The organism is Rhodopirellula sp. P2 (assembly GCF_028768465.1).
Classification (GTDB): Bacteria; Planctomycetota; Planctomycetia; order Pirellulales; family Pirellulaceae; genus Rhodopirellula.
On the sequence record NZ_CP118225.1, the window covers coordinates 353595 to 377099 of the forward strand.

The 23505-nt window shown below is 56.6% G+C and carries 21 protein-coding genes; 16 read left to right on the forward strand and 5 right to left on the reverse strand.

Annotated elements, in window-relative coordinates:
- Positions 1–360 precede the first annotated feature (360 nt).
- Positions 361–840 (reverse strand): bacterioferritin, encoded by a 480-nt coding sequence (locus PSR62_RS01180; protein ID WP_338020264.1) that lies wholly within the window; start codon positions 838–840, stop codon positions 361–363.
- Positions 841–989: 149 nt separating this feature from the next.
- On the opposite strand from PSR62_RS01180, the gene PSR62_RS01185 reads away from it, so the two are divergent.
- The 4 genes from PSR62_RS01185 (at position 990) to PSR62_RS01200 (ending at position 4186) form a co-directional block, all read left to right on the forward strand.
- Entirely contained in the window at positions 990–1361 is a 372-nt protein-coding gene (locus PSR62_RS01185; protein ID WP_274406011.1) for an ADP-ribosylglycohydrolase, read from the forward strand.
- A 177-nt stretch (positions 1362–1538) separates the two neighbouring features.
- Positions 1539–3212, forward strand: a complete 1674-nt coding sequence (locus PSR62_RS01190) for a sensor histidine kinase (RefSeq protein WP_274406012.1) — start codon at positions 1539–1541, stop codon at positions 3210–3212.
- Between the two features lie 13 nt (positions 3213–3225).
- Positions 3226–3681 (forward strand): response regulator, encoded by a 456-nt coding sequence (locus PSR62_RS01195; protein ID WP_274406013.1) that lies wholly within the window; start codon positions 3226–3228, stop codon positions 3679–3681.
- Positions 3682–3847: 166 nt separating this feature from the next.
- The gene (locus tag PSR62_RS01200; protein WP_274406014.1) at positions 3848–4186 is read left to right on the forward strand and encodes a zinc ribbon domain-containing protein YjdM; all 339 of its coding nucleotides are present in this window, start codon (positions 3848–3850) and stop codon (positions 4184–4186) included.
- 161 nt (positions 4187–4347) lie between these two features.
- Here the strand turns inward: PSR62_RS01200 and PSR62_RS01205 are convergent, their stop codons facing one another.
- A complete protein-coding gene (locus PSR62_RS01205) occupies positions 4348–5820 on the reverse strand; it encodes an ATP-binding protein (RefSeq protein ID WP_274406015.1) in 1473 nt (490 codons plus the stop codon).
- Between the two features lie 443 nt (positions 5821–6263).
- Between PSR62_RS01205 and PSR62_RS01210 the strand changes: the two genes are divergently transcribed.
- From PSR62_RS01210 to PSR62_RS01225, 4 genes are all read left to right on the forward strand, one after another.
- Positions 6264–7721 carry a sigma-54-dependent transcriptional regulator gene (locus PSR62_RS01210; RefSeq protein ID WP_274406016.1) on the forward strand — a complete coding sequence of 486 codons (1458 nt, stop codon included), beginning with the start codon at positions 6264–6266 and terminating at the stop codon, positions 7719–7721.
- Positions 7718–8629 (forward strand): universal stress protein, encoded by a 912-nt coding sequence (locus tag PSR62_RS01215; RefSeq protein ID WP_274406017.1) that lies wholly within the window; start codon positions 7718–7720, stop codon positions 8627–8629. The genes PSR62_RS01210 and PSR62_RS01215 overlap by 4 nt, the downstream gene beginning before the upstream one ends.
- 469 nt (positions 8630–9098) lie before the next feature.
- Positions 9099–10187, forward strand: a complete 1089-nt coding sequence (locus tag PSR62_RS01220; protein WP_274406018.1) for a hypothetical protein — start codon at positions 9099–9101, stop codon at positions 10185–10187.
- 1086 nt (positions 10188–11273) lie between these two features.
- The gene (locus tag PSR62_RS01225) at positions 11274–12221 is read left to right on the forward strand and encodes a universal stress protein (protein ID WP_274406019.1); all 948 of its coding nucleotides are present in this window, start codon (positions 11274–11276) and stop codon (positions 12219–12221) included.
- Between the two features lie 180 nt (positions 12222–12401).
- Here the strand turns inward: PSR62_RS01225 and PSR62_RS01230 are convergent, their stop codons facing one another.
- Complete coding sequence (locus tag PSR62_RS01230) at positions 12402–13361, reverse strand: universal stress protein (RefSeq protein ID WP_274406020.1); 960 nt, start codon at positions 13359–13361, stop codon at positions 12402–12404.
- 316 nt (positions 13362–13677) lie between these two features.
- On the opposite strand from PSR62_RS01230, the gene PSR62_RS01235 reads away from it, so the two are divergent.
- Entirely contained in the window at positions 13678–14148 is a 471-nt protein-coding gene (locus PSR62_RS01235; protein WP_274406021.1) for a protein tyrosine phosphatase family protein, read from the forward strand.
- A gap of 120 nt (positions 14149–14268) precedes the next feature.
- A complete protein-coding gene (locus PSR62_RS01240; protein ID WP_274406022.1) occupies positions 14269–15663 on the forward strand; it encodes an MBL fold metallo-hydrolase in 1395 nt (464 codons plus the stop codon).
- 52 nt (positions 15664–15715) lie between these two features.
- Here the strand turns inward: PSR62_RS01240 and PSR62_RS01245 are convergent, their stop codons facing one another.
- Both PSR62_RS01245 and PSR62_RS01250 read right to left on the reverse strand, forming a co-directional pair.
- Complete coding sequence (locus tag PSR62_RS01245; protein WP_274406023.1) at positions 15716–16108, reverse strand: CoA-binding protein; 393 nt, start codon at positions 16106–16108, stop codon at positions 15716–15718.
- Between the two features lie 52 nt (positions 16109–16160).
- Positions 16161–16979, reverse strand: a complete 819-nt coding sequence (locus tag PSR62_RS01250; protein WP_274406024.1) for a MerR family transcriptional regulator — start codon at positions 16977–16979, stop codon at positions 16161–16163.
- A gap of 146 nt (positions 16980–17125) precedes the next feature.
- Between PSR62_RS01250 and PSR62_RS01255 the strand changes: the two genes are divergently transcribed.
- From PSR62_RS01255 to PSR62_RS01280, 6 genes are all read left to right on the forward strand, one after another.
- Entirely contained in the window at positions 17126–17608 is a 483-nt protein-coding gene (locus PSR62_RS01255; RefSeq protein ID WP_274406025.1) for a rhodanese-like domain-containing protein, read from the forward strand.
- Positions 17609–17772: 164 nt separating this feature from the next.
- Positions 17773–18309, forward strand: a complete 537-nt coding sequence (nrfH, locus tag PSR62_RS01260) for a cytochrome c nitrite reductase small subunit (RefSeq protein ID WP_274406026.1) — start codon at positions 17773–17775, stop codon at positions 18307–18309.
- Between the two features lie 83 nt (positions 18310–18392).
- Positions 18393–19973 (forward strand): ammonia-forming cytochrome c nitrite reductase subunit c552, encoded by a 1581-nt coding sequence (locus PSR62_RS01265; RefSeq protein ID WP_274406027.1) that lies wholly within the window; start codon positions 18393–18395, stop codon positions 19971–19973.
- A gap of 152 nt (positions 19974–20125) precedes the next feature.
- Positions 20126–21916, forward strand: coding sequence for an NPCBM/NEW2 domain-containing protein (locus tag PSR62_RS01270; protein ID WP_274406028.1), 1791 nt, complete (start codon positions 20126–20128; stop codon positions 21914–21916).
- Between the two features lie 228 nt (positions 21917–22144).
- A complete protein-coding gene (gene arsC / locus PSR62_RS01275) occupies positions 22145–22495 on the forward strand; it encodes an arsenate reductase (glutaredoxin) (protein WP_274406029.1) in 351 nt (116 codons plus the stop codon).
- A gap of 13 nt (positions 22496–22508) precedes the next feature.
- Complete coding sequence (locus PSR62_RS01280) at positions 22509–23033, forward strand: magnesium-dependent phosphatase-1 (protein ID WP_274406030.1); 525 nt, start codon at positions 22509–22511, stop codon at positions 23031–23033.
- The last annotated feature ends 472 nt before the right edge of the window (positions 23034–23505 follow it).

A 23505-nucleotide genomic window follows, 5' to 3' on the forward strand; every position in this document is an offset into this window, starting at 1 on the left:
CCATGTCTGATGCGGCGTGGACTGCACACCGCTTTCCCCTTCCTGGATTCCAGCCGGTGAGTCGACGCAATCTAAGCAGTTCGGCAGGAGTCTTTCAGCATTTTGAATGTTTTGGGCAGCGTCGTTGCTCCCACGTACAACCGGGGCTAACGCCCAAACGGCTCACATGGTTTTGCTCGATCATTCCTGCCGACCTGCTTAAAAGATGAACTCCAATCGAGCGGGAACCCCAAGTTGCGTCAGTCGGAACTCGAAGTCCCGACTGACGAATGAGCTGTCTTGCCCGTTCACCCTTTCCTGCATGACATCAACGGTCACATCCAGATTTAGCAGGACGGCAGCTTGGCACACGTGCCAACTCTATTCGTTTGAATTCGCTGGCATGTGCTTGGCGATGTAGGCAGGTTCCCCCATCCGCTCCAGCAAGTCCAATTGCAGTTCCAACCAACCGGCGTGACCTTCTTCGTCCACCGCGATTCGTTCGAACAATTGGCGAGTCCCGATGTCTCGGTCCTCACTCGCTTGAATCGATGCGGTGGTGTAGAAGTCAATGGCTTCTTTTTCGTCCGCCAAATCGGATTCAAACATCTCTTTCAACGACTTTGCCTGCAAAGGCGTTTTCTGCATCGCGACCTTGGGGTTCCCGTTCAGGAACAAAATTCGGTTCAGGAAGTCTTCTGAGTGCCCCAACTCTTCTTGCAGCTCTTCTCGCATCTTGGACGCCAACAGGCCCATCCCCCAATCGTCCAGCACACACGCATGCAATTGGTACTGGTGGGTCGCGGTCAGTTCCATGCCCAACGCTTTTTGCAAGTTCTCAATCGTTTGTGTTTTACTCATCATTCTTCTCAAATTGTGTTACAAAAAAACCAAATCAAGCGTCGTCGGAGACACGTTCCCCTCCCAAGTAATATGACCAAACGACCGTCTCATCAACCAACCCAAACGTCTCGGCATACCGAGATTCACTTTTCCAGCAAGAACCCAGCATGGAACCAACGACATCCAAGGACGAACTGCCTGATCACCATTGCCCCGTGTGCGGAAAACAGCAGCGTGTCTTCCTTCGCTATCCCTGGTACATCTGCAACGAATGCCTGAGCCTCGCGGAAGATGGCGATGGGCGTCGACTGAAATTTGGAAACACGAGCGCTTCAGGAGGCTTCTGTTACAACTACCCCGAAGAACCAGAACTGGCCGCTCAAATTTGCTACTCGGTCATTTGCCTGATTCACCGACGGCCTGTGCTGGTGACGGAAGCTCGCTTTGGCGGCGTGGTGGCACAACCGTTGCCGTCATCGCATGTCGCGACCAAGGACAAACACGGCTGCGTCGAATTGACACGCCGCACCATCCATTGAGATCGGTGGAGACAATGCACATCGCGGGAAGCCTTCGGGGCGTCGGTCCATGAACGAACTAACGGCACGATCAACGCGTGCTCCCAAGACTGTCTCCTGTGCCATCACTTGCATTCGATTGCAGCACGCAACAAAATGCAGAAGTTTCCGCACAACCAACCCGCGGCAAGCAATCCAATGCGTACATCCACGCTCGTTCTCTGCATTGGCCTCTGCATCGCGACCGTGTCGATCATCAGCTTCTACATGATCTCGGCGGAACGACAGCGTCATGCCGTCAACGCCTTGGCGGCGAAAGTGACTGACACCACCGAACGTCTTGAACATGAGATCGGTTACGGAGGGCTCATCCACAACTTCAAGAACTACGTGCTGCGTCCAGATGTCCCCCAGTACTACGAAAAAGCCGTCCAAAACGCGAAGAATGCCAACGAGCTGATTCGCGAATTAGAACGGATCGATCAAGCCCCCATTCAAGGCACCCCGCTTCCGCAAACCACACGCATGGTCGCGGAATACTCCGGTCAATTGGAAGTCGTTCGCGCCATGGCGAACGACAATGCCACGGCCCGTGAAATCGACGCGGTCGTTCGATTTGATGACACATCGACTCTCAATGAGTTGAAGACGGCGATGGATTCCCTGCATGAATCTTGCCGCATCGAGGCAGAACGACTGGAGAGACACACTCGGACATTGATGTTCCTCAACGTCCTGCTCGGCCTTGGCACCGCGGTCACCTTGTCCACCTTGAGCGTCCGCCAACATCTAAAAGATCTGCAGAATCAGGTGGTCTACATCCAACTGCTGGGCGAAAGCGGCGGCATTTGGAATTGGAATCGACAAACCAACGAGGTTCAGTACGCTCCCAAATTCCGGCAAATGCTCGGTTACGAAGGCACTGACCGGCAATCCTTTCCAGAAAACTGGACGGCACTCCACGATTGTCTTCATCCAGACGACCTCCCGTTGTTCTCCGAGAATCTCACCACGCAGCTCAAATCCCGAGTTCCCTTCAGCATCGATGTGCGGATTCGTCATCGAGACGGGCATTACCAGTGGTATCGCGTGCACGCTCACACGCTGTTCGACCGATCAGGAAGTCCAGTCCGGACCGCGGGAACCATCTTCAATGTGGAAGACAGGAAAAAATACGAACAGGAGCTTCAAGAGAGCAATCGAGAACTTCAGCGGTTCGCGTCCGCCGCATCGCATGACCTCCAGGAACCGCTGCGAGCGATCACCGGATTCAGCCAATTGTTGCAACAGCGACACGCCGCTTCGCTCGATGAAAAAGGGCAGGGCTACCTCAATCACATCATCGCCGGTGTGGGGCGCATGAAAGCACTGATCGACGACCTTTTGACTCTGGCCCGCGTCGGACAATCGGAACTGGAATTCGCGGAAATCGAACTCAAACCCTGCGTCGACACCGCCCTTCAAAACCTTTCTCAATTAATCCAAGACACCTCCCCCGAAATCCGGGTCGCGGAACTGGGAACGGTTCATGGTCACGCAGGTTTTTTGGCAGAACTGTTTCAAAACCTGATCGGCAATGCGATCAAATTCCGCAAACCAGGCGAGACAGCAAAGATCGCAATCGATTGCCAGACCGATCAATCGCAGCACCTGATCACAGTCACTGACCAAGGGATCGGGATTGCAGAAAAGCACCACGACCAGGTTTTTGAACTTTTCAAACGCCTTCACCGCCGAGAACAAATCCCAGGCACCGGCATTGGCTTGGCGCTGTGCAAACGAATCGTCGAACGCCACCACGGCACCATCTCGCTGGTCTCCGAAGAGGGCGTAGGAACTTCGTTCCGAATTTCTCTTCCAAACAACATTTAGAAATCAACTTCCAATGCAAAATCTCCACATGTTGAATCAGGGGAAGCCCATCGACATCCTCTTGGCCGAAGACAGCGAAACCGATGCGGAACTGACCATCGACGCCCTGCAGCAAGGCGAAATCCGCAACAACATTCACCACGTTTGGGATGGAGAAGAAGTCCTCCAGTTCCTTCGAAAGGAAGGCAAATACAAAGAGGCAGTGCGGCCTGATCTCATTCTGCTGGATCTCAATATGCCCCGCATGGACGGGAGAGCCGCACTGAAAGAAATCCGTTGCGACGACAAACTCAAATCGATCCCAGTCGTGGTCCTGACAACTTCCAGCCATGATTCTGACATCGACGAATCGTATGGATTGGCTGCCAACAATTACATTGTCAAACCGGTTGATCTGGTGCAGTTCTTTGACGTCATTCAGAGCGTCCAGCACTTCTGGGCAAACGTGGTCAAACTTCCGTCGAAGTAGAACCGCTGGGCTTCCTTGTCCCCGGAAACGCTGGCCAACGGACGACGCACCGTAGATGATTTGAATCGCCAAAGTCACCTGCAAAGGGGGCCCACTACGCGCCACCGCTCATTTTGCAACAATGGGGCTTCGCCGTTGTCCGATCCTACAAACCCAACTTACAAAGATGAGCGACCTGCCGAACTGCCCTGAATGCGAGGGCACTTTCACCTACGAAGACGGCATTTTGCTGGTCTGCCCCAGCTGCGGCCATGAATGGTCGCAAGCGGATGCCGAGGCGGCTGCGGAAGCCGACATCGTTCGCGATGCCAACGGGAACGAGCTCGAAAACGGCGACACCGTGGTCGTGATCAAAGACTTGAAAGTCAAAGGCGCCGGCCAGACTGTCAAAGTCGGCACCAAGGTCAAAAACATTCGTCTGGTTGACGGCGATCACGACATCGACTGCAAAATCGATGGCATCGGCGCCATGGGACTGAAGTCGGAATTTGTCCGCAAGGCCTGAGCGCACCGCTCGCCAACCACGTGCCCTGAAACTCCGTGGCGGCGCTTCCACCTTCAGCGAAAATGGACAAGTGACCTGCCAAAATCAGTTTGGATCCCAGGTCACTCTGCATCGCCGATGACGTGACGCGGAAGCACGGTGGCTGGATCAGAAGAGACAGCTCATGTGAGCGTGACTTCTCGGATCGTCGGTGGGGTCTCTGCCGTTTCTCGCGGCATGCAAATTTGAATCCTGGTTCCTGCCCCCTGCGTGAGCGCGGTGATCGTTCCCCCGTGAGCTTCGATGATGCGTTGGCAGATCGGCATCCCCAATCCTGTGCCCGTGGGTTTGGTGGTGTAGAACGGTTCAAACAAGTGCGTGGTCTGCTCTGGATTGAGGCCAGGACCATTGTCGGTGACATTCAGACAAACCTGGTCGCTGGTGCACTCACAGTGAATATCGATCCGAACCGGGCCTTCCGTCGCCTCCAATGCGTTGAGAAACAGATTGCGAAAGACCTGCTCCATGCGACAGACATCGACGATCGCAGGGTGCACGCAATCCGTCGTCTCCTCAATCAACTCTGCGTCCCGGTGCTCTCGCTTGGATTTCAGATCCCGCCATGCCCGACGCCAAACATCTCTCAGATCAACACTCTGCAACTCCGTCTGAATGGGCGCCGCATACGCGCGCACACTTTCCAGCAGTGTTGCGAGATCTGACGCGGCTCGTTGGATCGCAGTCACTTCTTCTTCCGAGTCTGCGTTGCCGTGGACATTCATGGCCAGGACTTCGGAGGCCGCTTTGATTCGCTGAATCGCATTGCGACTTTCGTGCGCCAAAGCCGCGACGGTTTCTCCGATCGCCGCCAAACGCTCCGCACGAACGACTCGCTGGTTCGCTTCGCTCAAATCCGAAACATCGATGCCGATCGAGAGAATGTACTGAGCCCTTCCATCGTCATCCTGCAGCTTGGAATTCGACCAACGAATCTCACGAGCCTCGCCGTTCTTGCAGTGAATTCGATTGGTGAACCCGCGTGACGCCCCCAATCTCACCGTCGTTTCAAAGAGTTGGCCGACCCGCTGAAGATCCTCGGGAAAGACACATTTCTCCAACCAGTTCTCGCCGATCAATTCCTCTTGAGACCAGCCCGTCAATTCGGTCAAAAAACGATTGAAGTGAATCACCTGGCCATCAAAATCCAGCACCAAAATGACCGCTTCGGCGGTCGTCTGAAGCCGCTCCGCAAAAGCATGCTCCTTCTGAAATTGCTGCTCCAAAATCTGCCGGTCAAGAATCCGCCGCGCGGTGGCAATCAGGTCCTCTGGAATGATCGGTTTGATCACGTAATCAGAAATCCCCTGACGAAAAGCATCGATCGCTGCCTGCAGATCGCTGTACCCGGTCACCACGATGACAGGTGTCTTCGCACTCGCCACCAACAACTCTTGCAAACGATCTTCAATCAACCCGTCGGGCAGTCGCCGGTCCGTCAAGATCAATCCGAACCGTTGCTTGCCAAGAGCCTCCAAGGCCTCGTGGACACATCCCGTGGTGGTGACGTCGAATCCGCCAATGGACAACACATCGGACAACGACTCAGCCGAGTCGGCATCGTCTTCGATAACAAGAATGTGATTGAGAACACGCATGAGAATCCTGGACCACGAATGGCAACGGTTCGCCCAGGAAGCGAATTGGCTGCTGTTCGCTGAGCGGAGGTGATGAGTGGGAAGCTGAAGGTAGCAGCGAGGGTTGCTTGGGCACGAGCGGCATTTGGCCAAGGCGAAAGACGACGTCCAACAAAACGCGAAGGATCGAACGCGAACGATGTGCCATGGCGACGCAGCGATCTGAGCGACCGGCAAAAGCCACGCCCGCAGTGATCGCATCGCCCCATTTTCCATCACGGCATTCGCTGGCATCCACCCGTGAACACGTCACTCGTGCCATACCGCACACCAGGTGGCCCCAGCCGCACATTCGCAACCCCTGCAGGGCTGATTCACCGTCATTCTGACACTGGAACAAAGATCGCAGAAGGACGTGGTCCAGCCCAGATTCCCGACCAAAACTTGATTGCCTGAATCCCACCATGAGCCCAACCATTCAATTGCTACTTGTCGATGATGAAGATGATTATCGGCGCAGTTGCGGCAAATTCATGGAGCGAATGGGGCACAGGGTCCAATTGGCAGCGAGTGGCGCCGAAGCAATGTCCCTGCTCAACCGCGAAGATTTTGATGTGGCGGTGTTCGACATCGATATGCCGGGAATGAGTGGACTGGAATTGATGCAGCGCGTCCAAGAGGAATCTTTGGAGGTCGAAGTCCTGTTCTTGACGGGCAAAGGGACCATCGAAGCCTGTGTGCAAGCGATGCAGATGGGCGCCTGCGACTTTTTGACCAAGCCCTGTTCACTGGCGGATCTCGAACATCGCGTGCAACTTGCCCGCCAACGAGGGCAACTCCGAAAAGAGAACCAACAACTCAAAGCCATCGTGACGCGAGATCGCCCATCCCCCAAGTTGATAGGCAATTCCGTGGTGATGAAGGAACTCACACGGATGATTTCGAAAGTTGCACCGACCCGCAAACCGGTGCTGATTGAGGGCGAAAGCGGAACAGGCAAAGAAGTGGTGGCCCGCGCCGTCCAACAACAAAGCGATCTGTCGGACCGACCGTTTGTGACCGTCAACTGCGCCGCCTTGCCACAACAGCTTGTCGAAAGCGAACTGTTTGGTCATCAAAAGGGATCCTTTACCGGAGCAACAGTCGACAAACCGGGGCTGTTTGAAATCGCCGATGGCGGGACGCTGTTCATCGACGAGGTCGGCGAATTGCCATGCGAGTTGCAGCCCAAACTGCTGCGAGTCCTGGAAGACGGATCTCTCCGCCGAATCGGCTGCCATCGCGAACGCAAGGTGAAGGTTCGCTTGATCGCCGCGACCAACCGAGACCTGACCGAAGAAGTCAAAGACGGACATTTTCGCGAAGACCTCTTCTACCGAATCAACGTCCTGACACTGAGGTTGCCCCCACTCCGCGAGCGTGAAGGTGACATCGAGCAACTGTTACAGCACTTCCTGCCGCCGGGATGGTCCGTTGACCCAGAAGCTCACAAAACGCTGATCCATTACCACTGGCCCGGGAATGTTCGTCAGCTGATCAATGTCATTGAACGGGCGACGATTTTAGGCAACCATCAAAGGATCACGATGGACGACTTGCCGCGGGAACTCCTTCACCCAATTCCCCGGTCGACCGCCGCACACACCTCTCCCCAACGGATCGCTCGAGAAACGAACCCTTCGGGCGCGACGGCAACCAAGGCTTTCGCCAATGGCTTGCCAACCAAAACGGAACCCCATTTCGCGCTCGGTGACAGCAACCTCAAGGTGGACGACCTTGTCAAAGCCCACGTGCTCAAGGTCCTCGAACAACTCGGTGGAAACAAAGCAAAAACGGCTCGGCACCTAGGAATCCACCGCCGTAAACTGTATCGCTTGCTCGAACGCTTCGAACAAAACTTGCCCTCGGAAGAAATCACATGAGCGAACCCAAACAGGCTCCCTTGAAAACGCTGGTCGGAATGGATTCTTCGCCGCCGGCTCACAGCGCATTGGAAGCTTTGGCACTGTCGCGAGTTTCGAAAGCATGCGAGGTCTCGCTCGCCACCGTGCTCCCGGAACCCTCGCTGTACCAAGTCGATGAAGCCGACCTGTCTTGGATCCCCCAAGAAGTCATTGATTCTCAAATCAAAGCCGAGCAGGCGCACCTGAACAAACTGGTTCAAAAGTTTGGCCCCCACTTCGCCTCGTGCCAGCCACTGGTCACACAAGGAAACCCCGGCCGCGGATTGCTGGATTTGGCGGAAAAGATTTCGGCGGACTGGATCGTGCTGGGGTCAGTCGGGCACTCCGCGATTGCGAGGATCATGCTGGGAAGCACCTCCGACTATGTGGCCAACCGCGCCCAGTGCACGTGCCTGATTCATCGCCCGATTGATCCGCCGCTGGACACAACCGAAGGAATGTTTTCTCGCGTGGTGGTTGCCATCAGCAATGCCGCCCCGGACTCCAGTTTGCCAGGCTGGATTGAGTTGCTGCAATTGCAACCTGGATGCGAGGTTCATCTGTTGCACGTGATGGAAACGCACCCGGAATACGAACTTCATTTGCTGAAGAAGGTCTCCGCCTACATGGAAGAGGTTCGCTCGGCCGCCTGGAAGCTGATGGAATCCACACGACCTCATCTGGAATCCTTGGGCATGAAAGTTCAACCGATGCTGGTGGAGTCCGCTCACGTGGGGCAAACCATCGTCGACTACGCCGACTCACACCAATGTGATTTGATCATCGTCGGCGACCAAGACGAATCCCTGATCGAGCGGGTGATGCTAGGAAGCGTCAGTCGCTTCGTCCTTCGGCACGCCTCGCAATCGGTCCTCGTTGCTCGCTAAAGAACGGTCAAAAAAAACGGTTCACATGCGGGAAGCTCCCTACCGCGGCCGCGGCATCCTGCCTTTGTCGTGCCGTTTTCATCCCGGAAGGGGTTCAAGCGAGTCGGCGTCGGGAATCGATTGCTCCACTTCCCAACCCAACGGCGCCGCGCCAGCAAGCCGAAGTCCCCTCTCCCCCGAAACGCGTTTCGGGGGAGAGGGCAAGGGTGAGGGGGCTTTCCCTGTGGCCGAGGGGTCCAGCCTACGAATGAATTTACCCTCCTGGCAGGAGGGTCGAGCGAAGCGAGGGGAGGTCGAGCGCGAACACCGTGGTCATCGAACGCTGAGGGACCGAACGCTGAGGGACAGGAACGCTGAGGAGGAACGCTGAGGGACAGAGCACCTTTTCGAGGGTTGACTTTCGGGATGGACACACAAATAACGATTGGGTGGAGTTTGACGCTGGTTTCTTCTTTGTGAGGTTGCGTCGATGGTTCGTCTTGCCCGCTGTGAAGTGTTTGATCCCGATGAGGTGGCGGTGGCCCATGTTTGGAACCGCACCTGTCGCCGCTGTTTCCTGCTGGGCGATGATTCCGTCTCCGGCAAGAACTTCGATCATCGAAAGGTTTGGATCGAAGACTTGCTGCACCAATTCGCGGCTGAGTTTGGGATCGACTTGCTGGGCTTCGCAATCCTCTCGAATCACTTTCACCTGATTCTTCGTACGCGTCCCGATGTCGTGGCGTCCTGGAGTGACGAGGAAGTGGCCGCTCGCTGGTGCCGAATCTGTCCCCACAACCGCAAGCCCGACGGCAGCCCGGCTGAGCCGACCAAGCCAGAAATTCGTGCCATTGCCGGCTGCCCGGTGAAGCTGGCCGAGATTCGCCAGCGGCTGTCCAGCCTGAGTTGGTGGATGCGGTTGCTGTGCCAGCGGGTCTCGATGCGGGCCAACGCCGAGGAAGACGAAAGCGGCCGGTTCTTTCAAGATCGCTACAAAGCGACACGGTTGGTGGATGAAGCCAGTTTGCTGGCGTGCTCAGCCTACGTGGATTTGAACTTGATTCGGGCAGCCATGGCTCAGACGCTCGAAACCAGCGATCACACGTCGGTGCAGCGTCGGATCGAAGCAGCGCAGCAGGACGTTGTCCAGACGCAGGACGCCACTCAAGCACTGAAGGAAGGGCCGGAGCGGCAAACCAAACGCCCCGACGCGTTCCTGTCTCCACTCACCATCGACGAAGCGTCCGATCCCATCAGCCCCGACCCGTCACCGCTTCGGGATCGTTGTAGCGAAAAGGGGTTCCTGGCAATGTCGTTGGTGGATTACCTGGAACTGCTGGACTGGACGGCCCGTCAGTCGATCCCAGGCAAAGGGGGCACGACGCCGGCTTCCGTTGCGGCGGTGTTGAAACGCTTGGGTCTGGACGGAACGGCTTGGTGTGAACTGGCCGGCAACTTTGGCAAGCTGTTCGGCAATGTTGCCGGGCGTCCCGAGAGCGTTGATTCGATACGCAGTCACCAGACGCAGCGACGGTATCACTTGCGACGTCGCGCCCGTGAGTTGATGACGACCGCTTAGCCGCACCTCTCGCTCTACTTTTGCCGTTCGGCCACCGATTGGCCTGATGCTCTGGTGGCGTTGCAGCCGAAACGGACCAGAGCGAACGGGCTCAACAGCTGGCGACGCTCCGGAACCGCTCTCCATGCAGGCAACCACAAGCCAACTTGAAACACGGGCTCTTCGAGGCACCCCGGAAAAGTGCTCTGTCCCCCAGTTGGCTCCCTGTACCCAGTTGGCTCTGGCAGCGCTGCAGCCGAGACGGATCAGAGCGAACGGGCTCAACAGCTGGCGACGCTCCGGAACCGCTCTCCATGCAGGCAACCACCAGCCAACTTGAAACACGGGCTCTTCGAGGCACCCCGGAAAAGTGCTCTGTCCCCCGTTGGCTTCGTCCCCCGTTGGCTTCCCAGTTCAAGAGGACTGCTAAAGGACGGTGAACCGCTCTGCTGATCGCCCTTGAACTGTGCTTTCGATTCCTGCTCTCCGGGGCAAAGGTTGGTGGACGAAGGTTCGATTCGCTTGCGGTTCGACAGCCTTGGGAGGCCGTCGTGTGGGGTGGACGCGGCCGGGGCGCGGTGCGATGTCGATCGGGCACCAACGAATCAGCTTCTGCCGGAACGGCGCTTCGCTTGGTCCGGCCTACTTCCATTTCGAGTACGAGCACGAGCACGAGCACGAGGGCGAGGGCGAGGGCGAGGGCGAGGAGACACGGGGCACTTCGTTGCAGACTCAGAAACGGGGGCAACGTCCATCGAAATCACAACGTCGTTTGTGGTTCACAACCAACCGTCGTGCTCGTGTTCAGTGAAACGGTGCGCGTAATCGTTGTCGAATCCGTGGCACTGAAGGAGCTGCCTCGTCACGCTTGCGTTCCATCACTCCGCTCCATCGATTCCGCTTCCGATCGCGTTGGCTGAGGCAGCCGTGCCCGGGGACACAGCGATCGCTTGGTAAGCGTGCCATTCTGTCACACATCCCATCTCGTTTCTTTGAATTTCCCGATGGTCTGAAGGTTGCAACTCTGCCCCGAACAGTGCGAGCAGGATCGTCCTGGATCCTCGCTCTGTTATTTCAACTGGACACTCTCCTCCTGGGAACTGAACGATGCGAATTCTACTGGCTGTTGACTCTTCGACTTACGCACAGCGGGCCGTCGAATTTGCATCTCACCTGCCGTTTCGAAAACCCGTTGATTTCGATTTGGTGTCGGTCGTCGCTCCGCCCATGATGGTTGACACTGGATCGATGGCGATGCCCTTGGACTTCGGCGCTTTCCTGGACATCGAAACCGACCGCAACCGAGAAGCGATTTCAATTCTGGCAAAGGACTTGGAGTCCCATGATCACGTCCATTCGGTGCACACCCACGTGCCAATTGGGCCCCCGACCTCTTCCTTGCTGGACGTTGCCGAACAGTGCAACGCCGACCTGATCGTGCTGGGTGCCATTGGTCACTCGGCCATCGAACGCGTCTTGCTGGGCAGTGTTTCGGATTACGTGGCTACTCACGCCGACACCAGTGCTCTGGTCGTGCGGTCGCCGCAAGAAGCCAGTCTGGAACCAGGGCTGCAGAAAATCATGCTGGCACTCTCGGGACACCCGGAAGACGAACGCATGCTGTTGTGGCTGAAGGAACTCAAAGTCCGTCCCAACGTTGAGATTCACCTGGTTCGCATCTTGGATCGGTTCACGTTTTATCGACAAGACCTGCGGCAGCACGCGTCGGCAATCTGGGAGTCGCAGTATGAACAAGCTCAAACCCAGATCTTGGATTTTGAAACCAAACTGCAGGCTCTGAGCCTGAACACGGAGACACATTTGGTCGAGGCCGACCACGTTGGCGAAGCCTTGGTCGAATATTCGCGGCGCCATGGTTGTGACTTGGCCGTGACGGGTGACAGCGACAGTGGGCTGCTCACCCGCGTGTTTCTGGGCAGCACCTCACGTTACGTGCTTCGCCATGCAGCCTGCAGCGTGCTGATCGTTCGGGACAAAGAGGATCGCGCCCAAGCTCACCGTCAGATTGCCGAGCAATCCACAACGAGCACCTGAGCCTTCAGCTCAGCATGCTGCAACGACCGCCTGCTCGACGTGCCGCGTCTGACCGTTGAGCAGACTCGCTCACCGAACGGGAAAAGGCCCCTTTTCAGTCGACAAAGTTCAACCCAAAAAAGTGCCTGTCGAGTGAACGACAGGCACTTTCGCAGGAACCCCTAGTCCATCCTCCGCCATTCAGCTGAGTGCTGTTTTGGAGCTGGATTCCACTCGTTTGTGCTTCAGCCCTTCGATCATTCGATTCCGAGTGATCCACACGCTGCAGGGCACATGACGCAGCACGTACTGCGACGTGCTTCCCAACAAGAATCGGCTGAACTGCGAACGAGGCGTTTCCCCCAAGACAACCAAATTGATCCCGTGTGTTTCCACGAATCGAGTGATGGCTTCGCCGTAGTGAACGTCCTCCAGGAAGTGAGTGGTCACATGATCCGACACCTCTTCCAACTGTTCTTTGGCGCGAGCCAGTTCCTTTTTGTAGTACTGCACGCAGTTCGAGTCTGCGTACAAGTCATTCAGACAAGCTGCCACCAGAACCACATTCAATTCGGTCTGCCCTCGCCAAGGGCTTTCCATCAGTTCTTCGAGGGCGGCTTGGCAGGGGCCCGTGCCCTCGTAGCCCAGGCAAACCTTCAACGGTTCCCCATTGGCTGGCAACCCTTCCGGGCGGACCACCAACACACTGCAAGGTGCGTGAGTTGCCACAAAGTCGCTGATACTTCCCAGCAACATGCGGCTGATCTGGGAGTGCCCCGTCGCTCCCACAACGACCAAGTCAGCTTTGATCTCCTTGGCCTTTTCAACAATTGACTCACCGACCACCCCTTCGAGCAATTCCGTCTTCACCTGCACGTTGGCACCCTCAAACAGGAGTGCAACTCGCTCCAGGCTCTTCATGGCATTCGCACGGTCCTGTTCGTACGCCTTTTCAATCAACTCGTTGGTCGAGTAGCTGGCGTGAACAAACCGCCGGTGCACCACCGACACCACGGTCAGATCAACAGGATCAAAATGGGGAAGGCGAGCAACAAATTTCGCCGTTTCTTCCGATGGTTTCGACCCATCAATGGCTAGCAAAACATTGCGCATGACTTCGACTCCTAGAAATGAAATGCGATCCCAATTGACCAATGGCATCGCCCGATCGCTGGTAGCGGTGACCCAGCCACCAAAATCGCAATCTTGGTGCCAAAGCGTTCAAACTGGAATTTCGCGAAACAATCGAGCCGAAGTGCGCTGATGGTCACACAAGTGAGACAGCAAAAAGCACAGTCCCTCCATCACGGTCTGGCCCCATTTTCCATGGTCAAAGCTCATTCACGACGCCTCCAAGTGTTTTTTCATGGCCGAATCTGGAATGCCAGTTGCGTCAGTCCCAGGAAGTCTCCGCAACTCGTCTTTCGAGCTTGTTTCGAGCTTGCGAATCTTCCCCTCACCGCACCAGGAATCCCCCATGTCGAATCGAATGAAATTCAACGATCAACTCACTGTTGCCGCACAGCCCAGCGAAACCGAACTGAAGCAATTGCCGGAGCAGGGCTTTCAGTCGGTCATCAACTTCCGCACCACCGGGGAAGAGGAGCAGCCCTTGTGCCCAGATGCGGAAGCCGAAGTTGTGCGATCGGCCGGCCTGAAGTACCTGCACGTCCCGGTCTCGATGGATGGAATGGACGAACAGAAGGTGGATCAATTCCGAGAACAGTATCAGTCGCTTCCCAAACCGGTTTTGGCTCACTGCAAAAGCGGCAAGCGGGCCGGGGCAATGATGATGATGCACACCGCGGTGGAACAGGGCATCTCGGGCGACCAAGCACTCGAGCAAGCCAAGGAGATGGGGTTTGAGTGTGACAAACCCGAACTGGAGCAGTTCGTGAAGCAATACGTCGACACCCGAACCCAAGCCACCGCGAACGGATCCTCTTGAAACTCCAGACCCAGCGGGTCATTCGCTGCTGCGGAGGCCGGCGAAGTTCAGTGACGAACCTCGCTGGGCTGATTGTTCCGACACCGATCCTTCCCTGAGCTTCAGGCGACTCTGATGAGCATGATTTTTGAAACGATTCAAACCGAAGGAATCTCGCAGTTGTCCTATCTGATTGGAGACGATAGCACGGGAACCGCTGCGGTCATCGACCCGCAACCCAACGTGGAATCCTACCTTCGCCTCAGTCGCCAGCACGGGGTCGCGATCACGCACATCTTCGAGACTCACATTCACGCGGACTTCATGAGCGGAGCGTGTGAACTTCAGTCCCGACTCGGCAACGCGAAGATTTTCGCGAGCGGCGAAGGCGATGCCAGCTACGAATTTGATGTTCAGCAAATCAAAGGCGGAGATTCATTTGGCTTTGGCTCCACGACGCTGACGGCTCGGCACACCCCGGGTCACACGCCAGAACACCTCTCCTATGAACTGGCTGATTCTGATTCACCGAACGAGCCATGGGGCGTGCTCAGCGGTGACTCATTGTTTGTCGGATCCGCTGGTCGCCCCGATTTATTGGGGGCAGAGGAAACCGAAGAACTCACCAAGCAACTGTTCTCGACGCTCCGTGATTACTACCTGAATCTGGCCGATCACGTCATCGTCTACCCCTGTCATGGTGCGGGTTCCGCGTGTGGAGCCGACATCGGCGAGCGGCCGATGACGACCATCGGCCAGGAACGCAAGAACAATGCGTTCCTGCAGCACGAGAACTTCGAGGAATTCGAAAAGTTTGTCAGCGACGGCGCCCCTCCGGTTCCTCATCACTACCCGATCCTCAAAAAGATCAATGCGAAAGGGCCCCAGCTGATTGGCCGCGCTCCCGTCGTGCCGGGGCTTCCTCCCACAGAATTTCAAGAGGCGATTCAATCCGGCGCAGCACAACTGGTCGACACACGTCAAATGCTCGCGTTCGGTGGAGGCCACATTGCCGGCGCGATGAACTTGGGTGACCGGCCTGAATTGTCGGTCTGGGCCGGGGACATGCTCGACTACGATCGCCCCATCTTGCTGGTTGTTGAGGATGAAACTCGATTGGACTGGGTCACTTGGCATTTTGCGATCGTTGGACTGCATCGCTTCGCCGGCTACCTCGTCGGCGGCATGAAGGCCTGGAACAATGCAGGTCTTCCGCTGTCGATGACTCCACAACTCACCGTCCACGATCTGCACCAACACCAGAGCGACTTTCAAATCCTGGACGTTCGTGCGCCGTCTGAATACCAATCCAACCGAATTTCAGGAGCGAAGCATTGTTACGTCGCCGAGATGCGAAGCGGCGTCAACGGCGAGCTGGATTTGAGCCGCGACGATCCAGTCGCGGTTTACTGCGGCAGTGGGTATCGAGCGAGCATCGCGGCGAGTGTCTTGGAACGGAACGGATTTCAGCGTGTCCACAACGTGCCCGGCAGCATGAGTGCCTGGAAAAACGCCGGCTACTCCATCGAAAAGTAGCCAGCGATGTTCATCCTGCATCTTGCCCGCTCCAACCCCGTCAAGTTGCACGTCATTCACGAGCAAGCAGCACCAGAATGCAACTGCCGTCGTCGATCACGCTCAGCCCGGCCTGGCGAGCTGCATGGCTGGCTCCGTCGTCCTCCGCACCGGGTTGCATCCAAAGGTGCTTCACGCCCGCTTCGATCGCGTCAGCGACCACTTTGCGAGTCACCTCCGGCGGAGTGATGATCGAAACCGCCTCGGGCACCGTCGGCAAATCTTGAAGCCGCGGGTAGGCCTGATGCCCCTCAATCTCTTCCGTGATCGGATTGAGCGGGTACGCGATCCGCCCGGATCCAATCAGAGCCCGGAAGACCTTGTTGCCGTACTTGTGCTGGCGAGCAGAAGCCCCCGCGACGGCAAAGGTGGAAGCGGAGAGAAACATGGAAATGGCATCGCTCATGATGCGACCTCGAATGATGGTTGAAACAGGTTGTACGATGGACCAGCGGCCTTCAGGAAACGTCCTTCGAAATCAGAAATACAATCTCGGTGAGATACTTCTTGGGATTGCCTCGGAAGATCATCCCGGGTCCTTTGTGGTAAATCTCTCGCGTCGGCAAGTGGTAGTTCAGCGACTGCGTTTTCGCATGCTTGATGATTTTCTCGTAGGACCGACCAATCTCTTCGTATGGTCCCAAATGCATCAACGACAGCGCTCGTCCGCCAGGCAGTTCTCGGACGATGATCTCGTCGCTTGATTCGCCTTTCTTCACCGGCAGGCAAGCCTCGAAGTCGGCGTCCGCTTCTTTGTATTCGGTGTCATGGTGCAACAACATGGGTTTGCCATTGATGAAACGCCCCAGTCGACGGCCAATTTTCGCGAATCCTTTGCCGCATTCGCGGTAGGCCCCCTGCATGCGAATGCTCGCGATCAAACATGGGTCGACGTTCTTTTCCTCGACGGCGTAGCTGGTCTGGTTCATCGTTTGGGTGGCCTCGGTTTCATGGACAATGATTTGATCGAGCAACCCTGCAATGTCGCGATCCTTTTTCATCCGTTCTTTGATCACAGCTCGCTGGGACCTCAAACGTTCGACAATGTCGGCATCGTCACTGTGGTTGCTCAGTATTTCTCGAACGTCAGCCACAGAGAATTCCAGCTCACGAAGCTGAGCAATCACCCGTGCCGTGTCGACCTGCGTTTCCGAGTAATAGCGGTACCCGCTTCCGACTTCGACGCGACAAGGCGTTAGAACGCCCTGCTGGTGATAAAACCGGAGTGACTTGATCGTCAGCCCGGTCATCTTGGAAAATTCGCCTATGCTGAACATTTCCGCCATCCTACGGCCTCCTCCAAAGGGAGAGTCAAACGCTAAACCCGAGGATTCCCTGGTTTCTCCAGTGCCTCCATGAGCCAACAATGTATCTGCTCACGCACTCCCATTTGGTTGGAGCTTCGGCCCGTTAGGAATCACCCATGATTTGGCTATCCGAACAATTCGTCCTCTGGCTCAACCGGATCGCTCCCTTCATCGGATTGACTCGCGTGGAAGAGATCTCGACCGAGGAGCTCGCCAGACGACTGGAACAGAACGATCCATCGATCGTTCTCGTCGACGTTCGATCTGAACCCGAGAGGAATGTGTCGCACATTCCAGGCTCCATCTCCCGCGACGAATTCCAGTCACGCCAGCGAGAGTTCCAAAATCGCACCGTGGTTGCCTCGTGCACCATCGGCGGCCGCAGCTGGATCTTTGCACAACGTTGCCTGCGACGCGGAATGAAGGCTCGCAACTACCGCTCCGGGATCTTGGGATGGTGCGAATCCGGCGGCGAGCTCGTGTCAGCTGATGGCACGCGGACGCAACGTGTTCACACCCACAATCGGTTCCTCCGCGCACCCGCTGGTTATGAAAGTGCGACGAAGCGGCACACCACGGCTAGCAAAGCGAGCGAATGAGCACACCCAATGGACGTCGCTCGAGAAGCTTGGTTCAAGTTGCGCGTTTGCACGCAAATATTGACTCATGAGCTGTTTCCCGCTCCGGCGAAACTGCTACATTCCGGCTCACCAAGCGAGTCAGCATCCGACCTGCTTGGATCACGCAAAAGGAATGGATCATCATGCGATCTGCCACCGCCGATCCATCGGAACCGACGCCAAGCACGACTGCGGGAAAGAAGCGGTTCCCCAAAATTGCCATGCTCTTCTGCGTTGCCCTGGGACTGCTCGCCGGAATCGGCACGTTCACGTTCGGGTACGGGAAAGGCGCCAGCTATCTGAGCAACACCCCCGAAACCTGCGTCAATTGCCACGTGATGCAATCGCACTTTGATTCTTGGCAGCAGAGTTCTCACCACCATGTTGCCGTTTGCAATGACTGTCACTTGCCGCACGACAAAATCGGCAAATGGATCGTCAAAGGTGACAATGGATTTTTCCACTCCTTGGCATTCACCCTGGGTGGCTATTCCGATCCGATTGAAATCAAACCACGCAACCGCCGGGTCACTCAGAGCACCTGCGTGGACTGCCATCGTGATTTTGTGCACGCGTTGCTGCCGGCGACCCCGCAAGGTGACATGCAGAACTGCGTCCACTGCCATGCCGACGTTGGCCACGCGGGCCACGGCAAAGTGGACTGGATGCATCCGCGTTGACACCGTCTTCGGTATCAACCTCGTTCTTTGACGCACTCTCCCATTCGACCTCTTCTTTCAATCTACGTTCGCAAAGGTTTGTCATGTCCGATCAGCAACCACGCAGCTTCGGATGGCTGATTCTATTGACCGCACTGACCGCTTTCGCAACGTTCGGCGTTGTCGCGTTGCTGGTCAACATTTTCGAACGCAAACAGGAAGCACGGGTGCCCTTCACCCGGGTGGTGGAGGTCACCGAGATCAGCACGGACCCGGAACCCTGGGGCCTGAACTTCCCGCAGCAATACGAGGACTACCTGAAAACCGTCGACGACGATTACACCGACTTCGGCGGCAACCACGCGCTACCACCTAGCAAACTGGAAGAGTCGCCCTGGCTGAAACGATTGTTTGCTGGCTACGCCTTCAGCATTGATTATCGCGAAGCACGCGGCCACGCTCACATGTTGGGCGATCAAGAAGTCACCAAGCGGGTGACTGACGTTCAGCAATCCGGTGCTTGTTTGCATTGCCACGCGTCCATCGCCGCCACGTACCGACGAATTGGATTGGAAGAACAAGGCAAACCGACGGACGCGAAATCCCTGGCCGATGGTTTTCAACAGGAAGCGGTCTTGGCCGGTTTCCGTGCGGTCAGCACCAAGAAGTACGAAGAAGTGCACGCCGAAATTGATCAAACACCCGATGGATTTGACGCCGCCAGCGGCGATCCCCACATCGGCGGTGCCCATCCCGTTTCTTGCGTGGATTGCCACGAACCCCAAACCATGGCGATTCGAGTCACTCGTCCCGGATTCATCTTGGGCATCGACAAACTCGCCAAGAGCGACGCCGAGGTTCCACACCTGCCCAGCATCCAGGCCTGGCGAGATGGCGGCAAGCAAGGCGTCTACGATCCGAACACCATGGCGACTCGCCAAGAAATGCGATCGTTCGTCTGCGGCCAGTGCCACGTCGAGTACTACTGTGCGAACAAGATGACGTTGACCTACCCCTGGAGCAACGGTCTGAAGATGGAGAACCTTGAGGCGGAATGGGACGCCACCACGTTCCCCGATGGCGGAGAGTTCTACGACTACGTCCACAAAACAACCGGCACCAAAGTCTACAAAGCCCAGCACCCTGAATTTGAACTTTGGAGTCAGGGCATTCACGCCCGAGCCGGCGTCAGTTGCAGCGACTGCCACATGCCATACGAAAAGGTCGGCGCCACCAAAGTCAGCAGTCACTGGGTTCGCAGCCCCATGATGAACATCAACAAGGCTTGCCAAACCTGCCACAAAGTTCCCGAGGCCGAGATCAAAGCTCGCGTCGATGTGATCCAAGACCGAACGCGAGCCCTCATCGACCGCGCGGCCAGTGCGATGACAGAAATGCTGGATGCGATCATCGAAGTCCAAGCGGCCGGTGCAACCGAAGAACAACTCAAACCGATTCGCGATCTGCAACGCAAAGCGATGTGGCGCCTGGACTACATCGCCAGCGAAAACAGCAAGGGTTTCCATGCCAGCCAAGAGTCCGCACGGATCCTGGGCGAGTCGATCGACTACAGCCGACAAGCGATCGCAAAAGCCTACCGACTGGGTTTGACAACGTCCGACTCCTCCGCGTCCGGTTCGCCAGAAGCGGAGCCGGAAGAGACTCAAACGCCCGCTGGCGACTGATGCTCTCAGCAAGGGGATCGCCCCTTGATGAGTCTGCCCCGCGTGGTGGATCATGGTCAAACTCGATGCCCGTTGACCATGGATCTCCCTCCGGAAGCAGAGCGTATCCCTCGCCCATGAAGCCCTCCTCGCTGTTTGTTTTGATTGGGATCGTGACTGCGATCTCTGGGGACATCCCTGAATCCGCGGGCCAGTCGCCCAGCATGGTTCGGATGCAGGCCTCGGCACCGTCGATCACCATGGCTCGCAAGCGAATCAGCCAGGCGGTCAAAGCGGATCCGCTCGATTCGCCGGGCCGCGTTGTCGTGGTGTACTTCACCCCTCGCGACCGCCCTCCAGCGGCCAATCACACCTCTCGCATCCGCCGAATCGTGGAGGAAACCGCTGGGTTCTACGAGAGCGAACTGAAACGACATGGGTTCGCCAACCGGTCGATGCACGTGCTGCGGAACCAGCGCGGACAAGTCGACATCATTGAAGTCGTGGGCGAAGAGACCAACTACGACAAACCCGATGGCCGACGAATTCGCGAAGAAGTGATCCCGGTGTTGCGGCAACGCGGAATCGACGCTGACGCATCGGTGTTGCTGCTGTTTTGCAACTTGATGGATTACGATCCGGTCGCCGGCAAGATCTCGCATCACAGCCCTTACTACGGCGGTGGAAACCACTTGTCGGGAACCGCCTGGCAATGCGACTCCGAGATTCTCGATCCTCGCCGTTTTCGCGATCCAACCCCGATTCGAGATGGTGAGTACGGGCGCATCACCATCGGACGCCACAACTCCATCTTCATTGGAGGCGTGATCCATGAACTGGGACACGCGCTCTCGCTGCCTCACTGTCGCCAACGTCCCGATGAAGCCGATCGCGGGACAGCTTTGATGGGTTCGGGCAATCGAACCTACGCCCAACAATTGCGTGGTGAAGGCAAGGGAACTTTTCTAACGCAAACTCATGCATTGCGATTGGCTGCTCATCCAGTCTTCAACCGACAGGTCCCCCGATCCATCCACGATCGTCCCTCCACTGATTTCAACAACCTGCTCGTTTCGGCTGGACCTCGCCGCTCGATCCAAGTTTCCGGACAAATCAGCAGCACCATCCCGGCCCATGCAGTGGTCGCTTACTTCGATCCCGATGGCGGTGGCGACTACGACGCCACAACCGCTTCCTCCGTGCCCGACCCCCAGGGGAAGTTCGCGCTGCACAGCGGCCCCCTTCGTCCCAAGACATCCGGCGAACTGCGGTTGGTGTCGTGCCACATCAACGGGACGACAAGCACACGTTCCCTTCGGTACAGCGTCAACGCAGATGGCAGCCCCGATCTGTCCATCGCACGATTGGAACTGGAATTGAAACCAGTGATGGATGAACTGCAAACGGGAAACTTCGAGAACGCAAAAACGCGACTTGGTGAGATCGCAAACTCGGATCCTGACCTGATGAAGATCGGGCAACGTGTGCTGGATCGTTTTCAAAATCTCGAACCACCGATCTCAATCGATGCGAATCAGATTCCTTCGGACACAAAGTCAGCTTGGCTCTCAACGATCCGTCCCCAATCAGCCGAGGTAGGTTGGTTGCGTCCCACTTACAATTCCGTGCCCGACAAGCAGCGTTTGCTGTCGCTGGGTGGCGACTACTTTGCACATGGAATCTACGCTCACGCACCTGCTAAACATGTGTACGAACTTCAGAAAGACTGGAAACACTTTTCAGGTCGCTGTGGGATTCAAGGCAACCAATTTGGGCGGGTTGATTTTGAGGTCCTTGGCGATGGCAAATCGCTTTGGAAGTCGACTCAGGTGACCGCGGGCGTAGGCAAAGCGTTTGACATCGATGTGAGCGAGGTCCAAATCCTGACTCTCAAAGTCAGCGATGGCGGCAACGGTGGCGGTGGTGACTGGGGTGTTTGGATCGAACCGAGGCTCACCCGATGATGCCCATCCGATCGTTCACCAGTTCGCGTTCGCGAATTCGGTGTGGCAGGCACTTTCCACAAGAGTTTGTGATCTCAAAAGCAGTGGTTGCCGGTGGGGACCGATGGCCAGGCAAAACGCCGCTGCTCTCGGACCGGGATTGAACAATCCCAACCCAGCGTTTCAGATATTCCGCCAACTCCTTTCCATTTCACTGGCATCGCACTCCAACCATCCTTGAATCACAACATGACCAAGATCTATCACAACCCACGATGCACCAAGTCTCGCCAAGCTCTCCAGTTGCTAGAAGAACGCGGCATCGAGCCGGAGATCATCAAGTACTTGGAGACGCCGCCCAGCAAAAAAGAACTCACCGAGATCGTGAAACTGCTGGGCATCCCAGCAGAAGGCTTGGTTCGCAAAAAGGAACCACTCTTCAAAGAATTGAACTTGGGCGAACAAACGCTGACCGAGCAACAATGGATCGCGACCATGGTGGAGCATCCTAAACTGATTGAACGTCCGATCGTGATCCACGACGGCAAAGCAGCAATCGGCCGTCCCACCGAAAACATCGCTGCCATTCTCGACGCCTGATCGATTCTCATTCATGAATGATATGCTTCCACGCTTGGTCGTATTTGACCTCGACTTCACGCTCTGGGATTGTGGCGGAACGTGGTGTGATTGCTTGTCGCCACCGTTTCACACCTGTGGATCGCAAATTCTTGACAGCGATGGCCGGCAGGTTCGCTTGTACGACGATGCGCTTGCGATTTTGGATCGCTGTGACGATCGGAAGATTCCAATGGCATTGGCCTCACGAACCCAGCAACCAACCTGGGCCCGCGAGTTGGTCGAGCGACTTGGCATCGCCCAACGATTCGCGTACTCAGAGATCTACCCGTCATCCAAGTTGAAATACTTCGCGGCACTCCACCAGAACAGCGACATTTCCTACAATAAAATGCTCTTTTTCGATGACGAAATGCGCAACATCCGCGAGGTCGGCTCACTCGGCGTCACCAGTGTGTTCGTGGGCGACGGCATGTCGCTTCATTTGTTTGACCAAGGACTGAAGCAATTCGCTCCGCGCCCCAATCAGCGCCCCAGCAGCAACACGCAAAGTTGCTGAACCGCGATCACATCGACGGTGAATGGGAACCAAAACGCGACCTGGGGCTTGTCGTGGCCTGCTGAATGTTTGGCGTTGACACGGAAGATGCGTTGTTGGTTTCTGTTCTTTCCTCCGCCCCAAGGGGGCAACTCTAAGATAGCCCCAGGCATCGCCTGGGGTTTCGTTACGGAGATTCCGACACCAGCCCCAACGGGGCGGCCCTAAGAAAGACTCCCCAAAACCCGCTAGGACCGCCCCCGTTGGGGCTTTGTAATCTTGTTCCCGCCACAACCCAGGGCGTTGCCCTGGGCTGGCGTAGGGCTGCCCCGTTGGGGCGAAGTCGAGGAACAAAACCTGCGCAGCCCAAAACGCTGTTAAGCAGGTCGGCTGGAATGATCGGGCACAACCATGTGAGCCGTTTGGGCGTTAGCCCCGGTTGCGCGTGAAAACCGTGGCTAACGCCAACGGCTCACATACCCGATGACACCTG

Coding starts and splice junctions, on each gene's coding strand:
- PSR62_RS01240 (WP_274406022.1), top strand. CDS start 14,269: ATGATTTTTGAAACGATTCAAACCGAAGGAATCTCGCAGTTGTCCTAT.
- PSR62_RS01215 (WP_274406017.1), top strand. CDS start 7,718: ATGAGCGAACCCAAACAGGCTCCCTTGAAAACGCTGGTCGGAATGGAT.
- PSR62_RS01220 (WP_274406018.1), top strand. CDS start 9,099: ATGGTTCGTCTTGCCCGCTGTGAAGTGTTTGATCCCGATGAGGTGGCG.
- PSR62_RS01230 (WP_274406020.1), bottom strand. CDS start 13,361: ATGCCATTGGTCAATTGGGATCGCATTTCATTTCTAGGAGTCGAAGTC.
- PSR62_RS01195 (WP_274406013.1), top strand. CDS start 3,226: ATGCAAAATCTCCACATGTTGAATCAGGGGAAGCCCATCGACATCCTC.
- PSR62_RS01280 (WP_274406030.1), top strand. CDS start 22,509: ATGAATGATATGCTTCCACGCTTGGTCGTATTTGACCTCGACTTCACG.
- PSR62_RS01210 (WP_274406016.1), top strand. CDS start 6,264: ATGAGCCCAACCATTCAATTGCTACTTGTCGATGATGAAGATGATTAT.
- PSR62_RS01200 (WP_274406014.1), top strand. CDS start 3,848: ATGAGCGACCTGCCGAACTGCCCTGAATGCGAGGGCACTTTCACCTAC.
- PSR62_RS01245 (WP_274406023.1), bottom strand. CDS start 16,108: ATGAGCGATGCCATTTCCATGTTTCTCTCCGCTTCCACCTTTGCCGTC.
- PSR62_RS01180 (WP_338020264.1), bottom strand. CDS start 840: ATGAGTAAAACACAAACGATTGAGAACTTGCAAAAAGCGTTGGGCATG.
- arsC (WP_274406029.1), top strand. CDS start 22,145: ATGACCAAGATCTATCACAACCCACGATGCACCAAGTCTCGCCAAGCT.
- PSR62_RS01255 (WP_274406025.1), top strand. CDS start 17,126: ATGATTTGGCTATCCGAACAATTCGTCCTCTGGCTCAACCGGATCGCT.
- PSR62_RS01190 (WP_274406012.1), top strand. CDS start 1,539: ATGCGTACATCCACGCTCGTTCTCTGCATTGGCCTCTGCATCGCGACC.
- nrfH (WP_274406026.1), top strand. CDS start 17,773: ATGCGATCTGCCACCGCCGATCCATCGGAACCGACGCCAAGCACGACT.
- PSR62_RS01265 (WP_274406027.1), top strand. CDS start 18,393: ATGTCCGATCAGCAACCACGCAGCTTCGGATGGCTGATTCTATTGACC.
- PSR62_RS01205 (WP_274406015.1), bottom strand. CDS start 5,820: ATGCGTGTTCTCAATCACATTCTTGTTATCGAAGACGATGCCGACTCG.
- PSR62_RS01185 (WP_274406011.1), top strand. CDS start 990: ATGGAACCAACGACATCCAAGGACGAACTGCCTGATCACCATTGCCCC.
- PSR62_RS01250 (WP_274406024.1), bottom strand. CDS start 16,979: ATGTTCAGCATAGGCGAATTTTCCAAGATGACCGGGCTGACGATCAAG.
- PSR62_RS01235 (WP_274406021.1), top strand. CDS start 13,678: ATGTCGAATCGAATGAAATTCAACGATCAACTCACTGTTGCCGCACAG.
- PSR62_RS01225 (WP_274406019.1), top strand. CDS start 11,274: ATGCGAATTCTACTGGCTGTTGACTCTTCGACTTACGCACAGCGGGCC.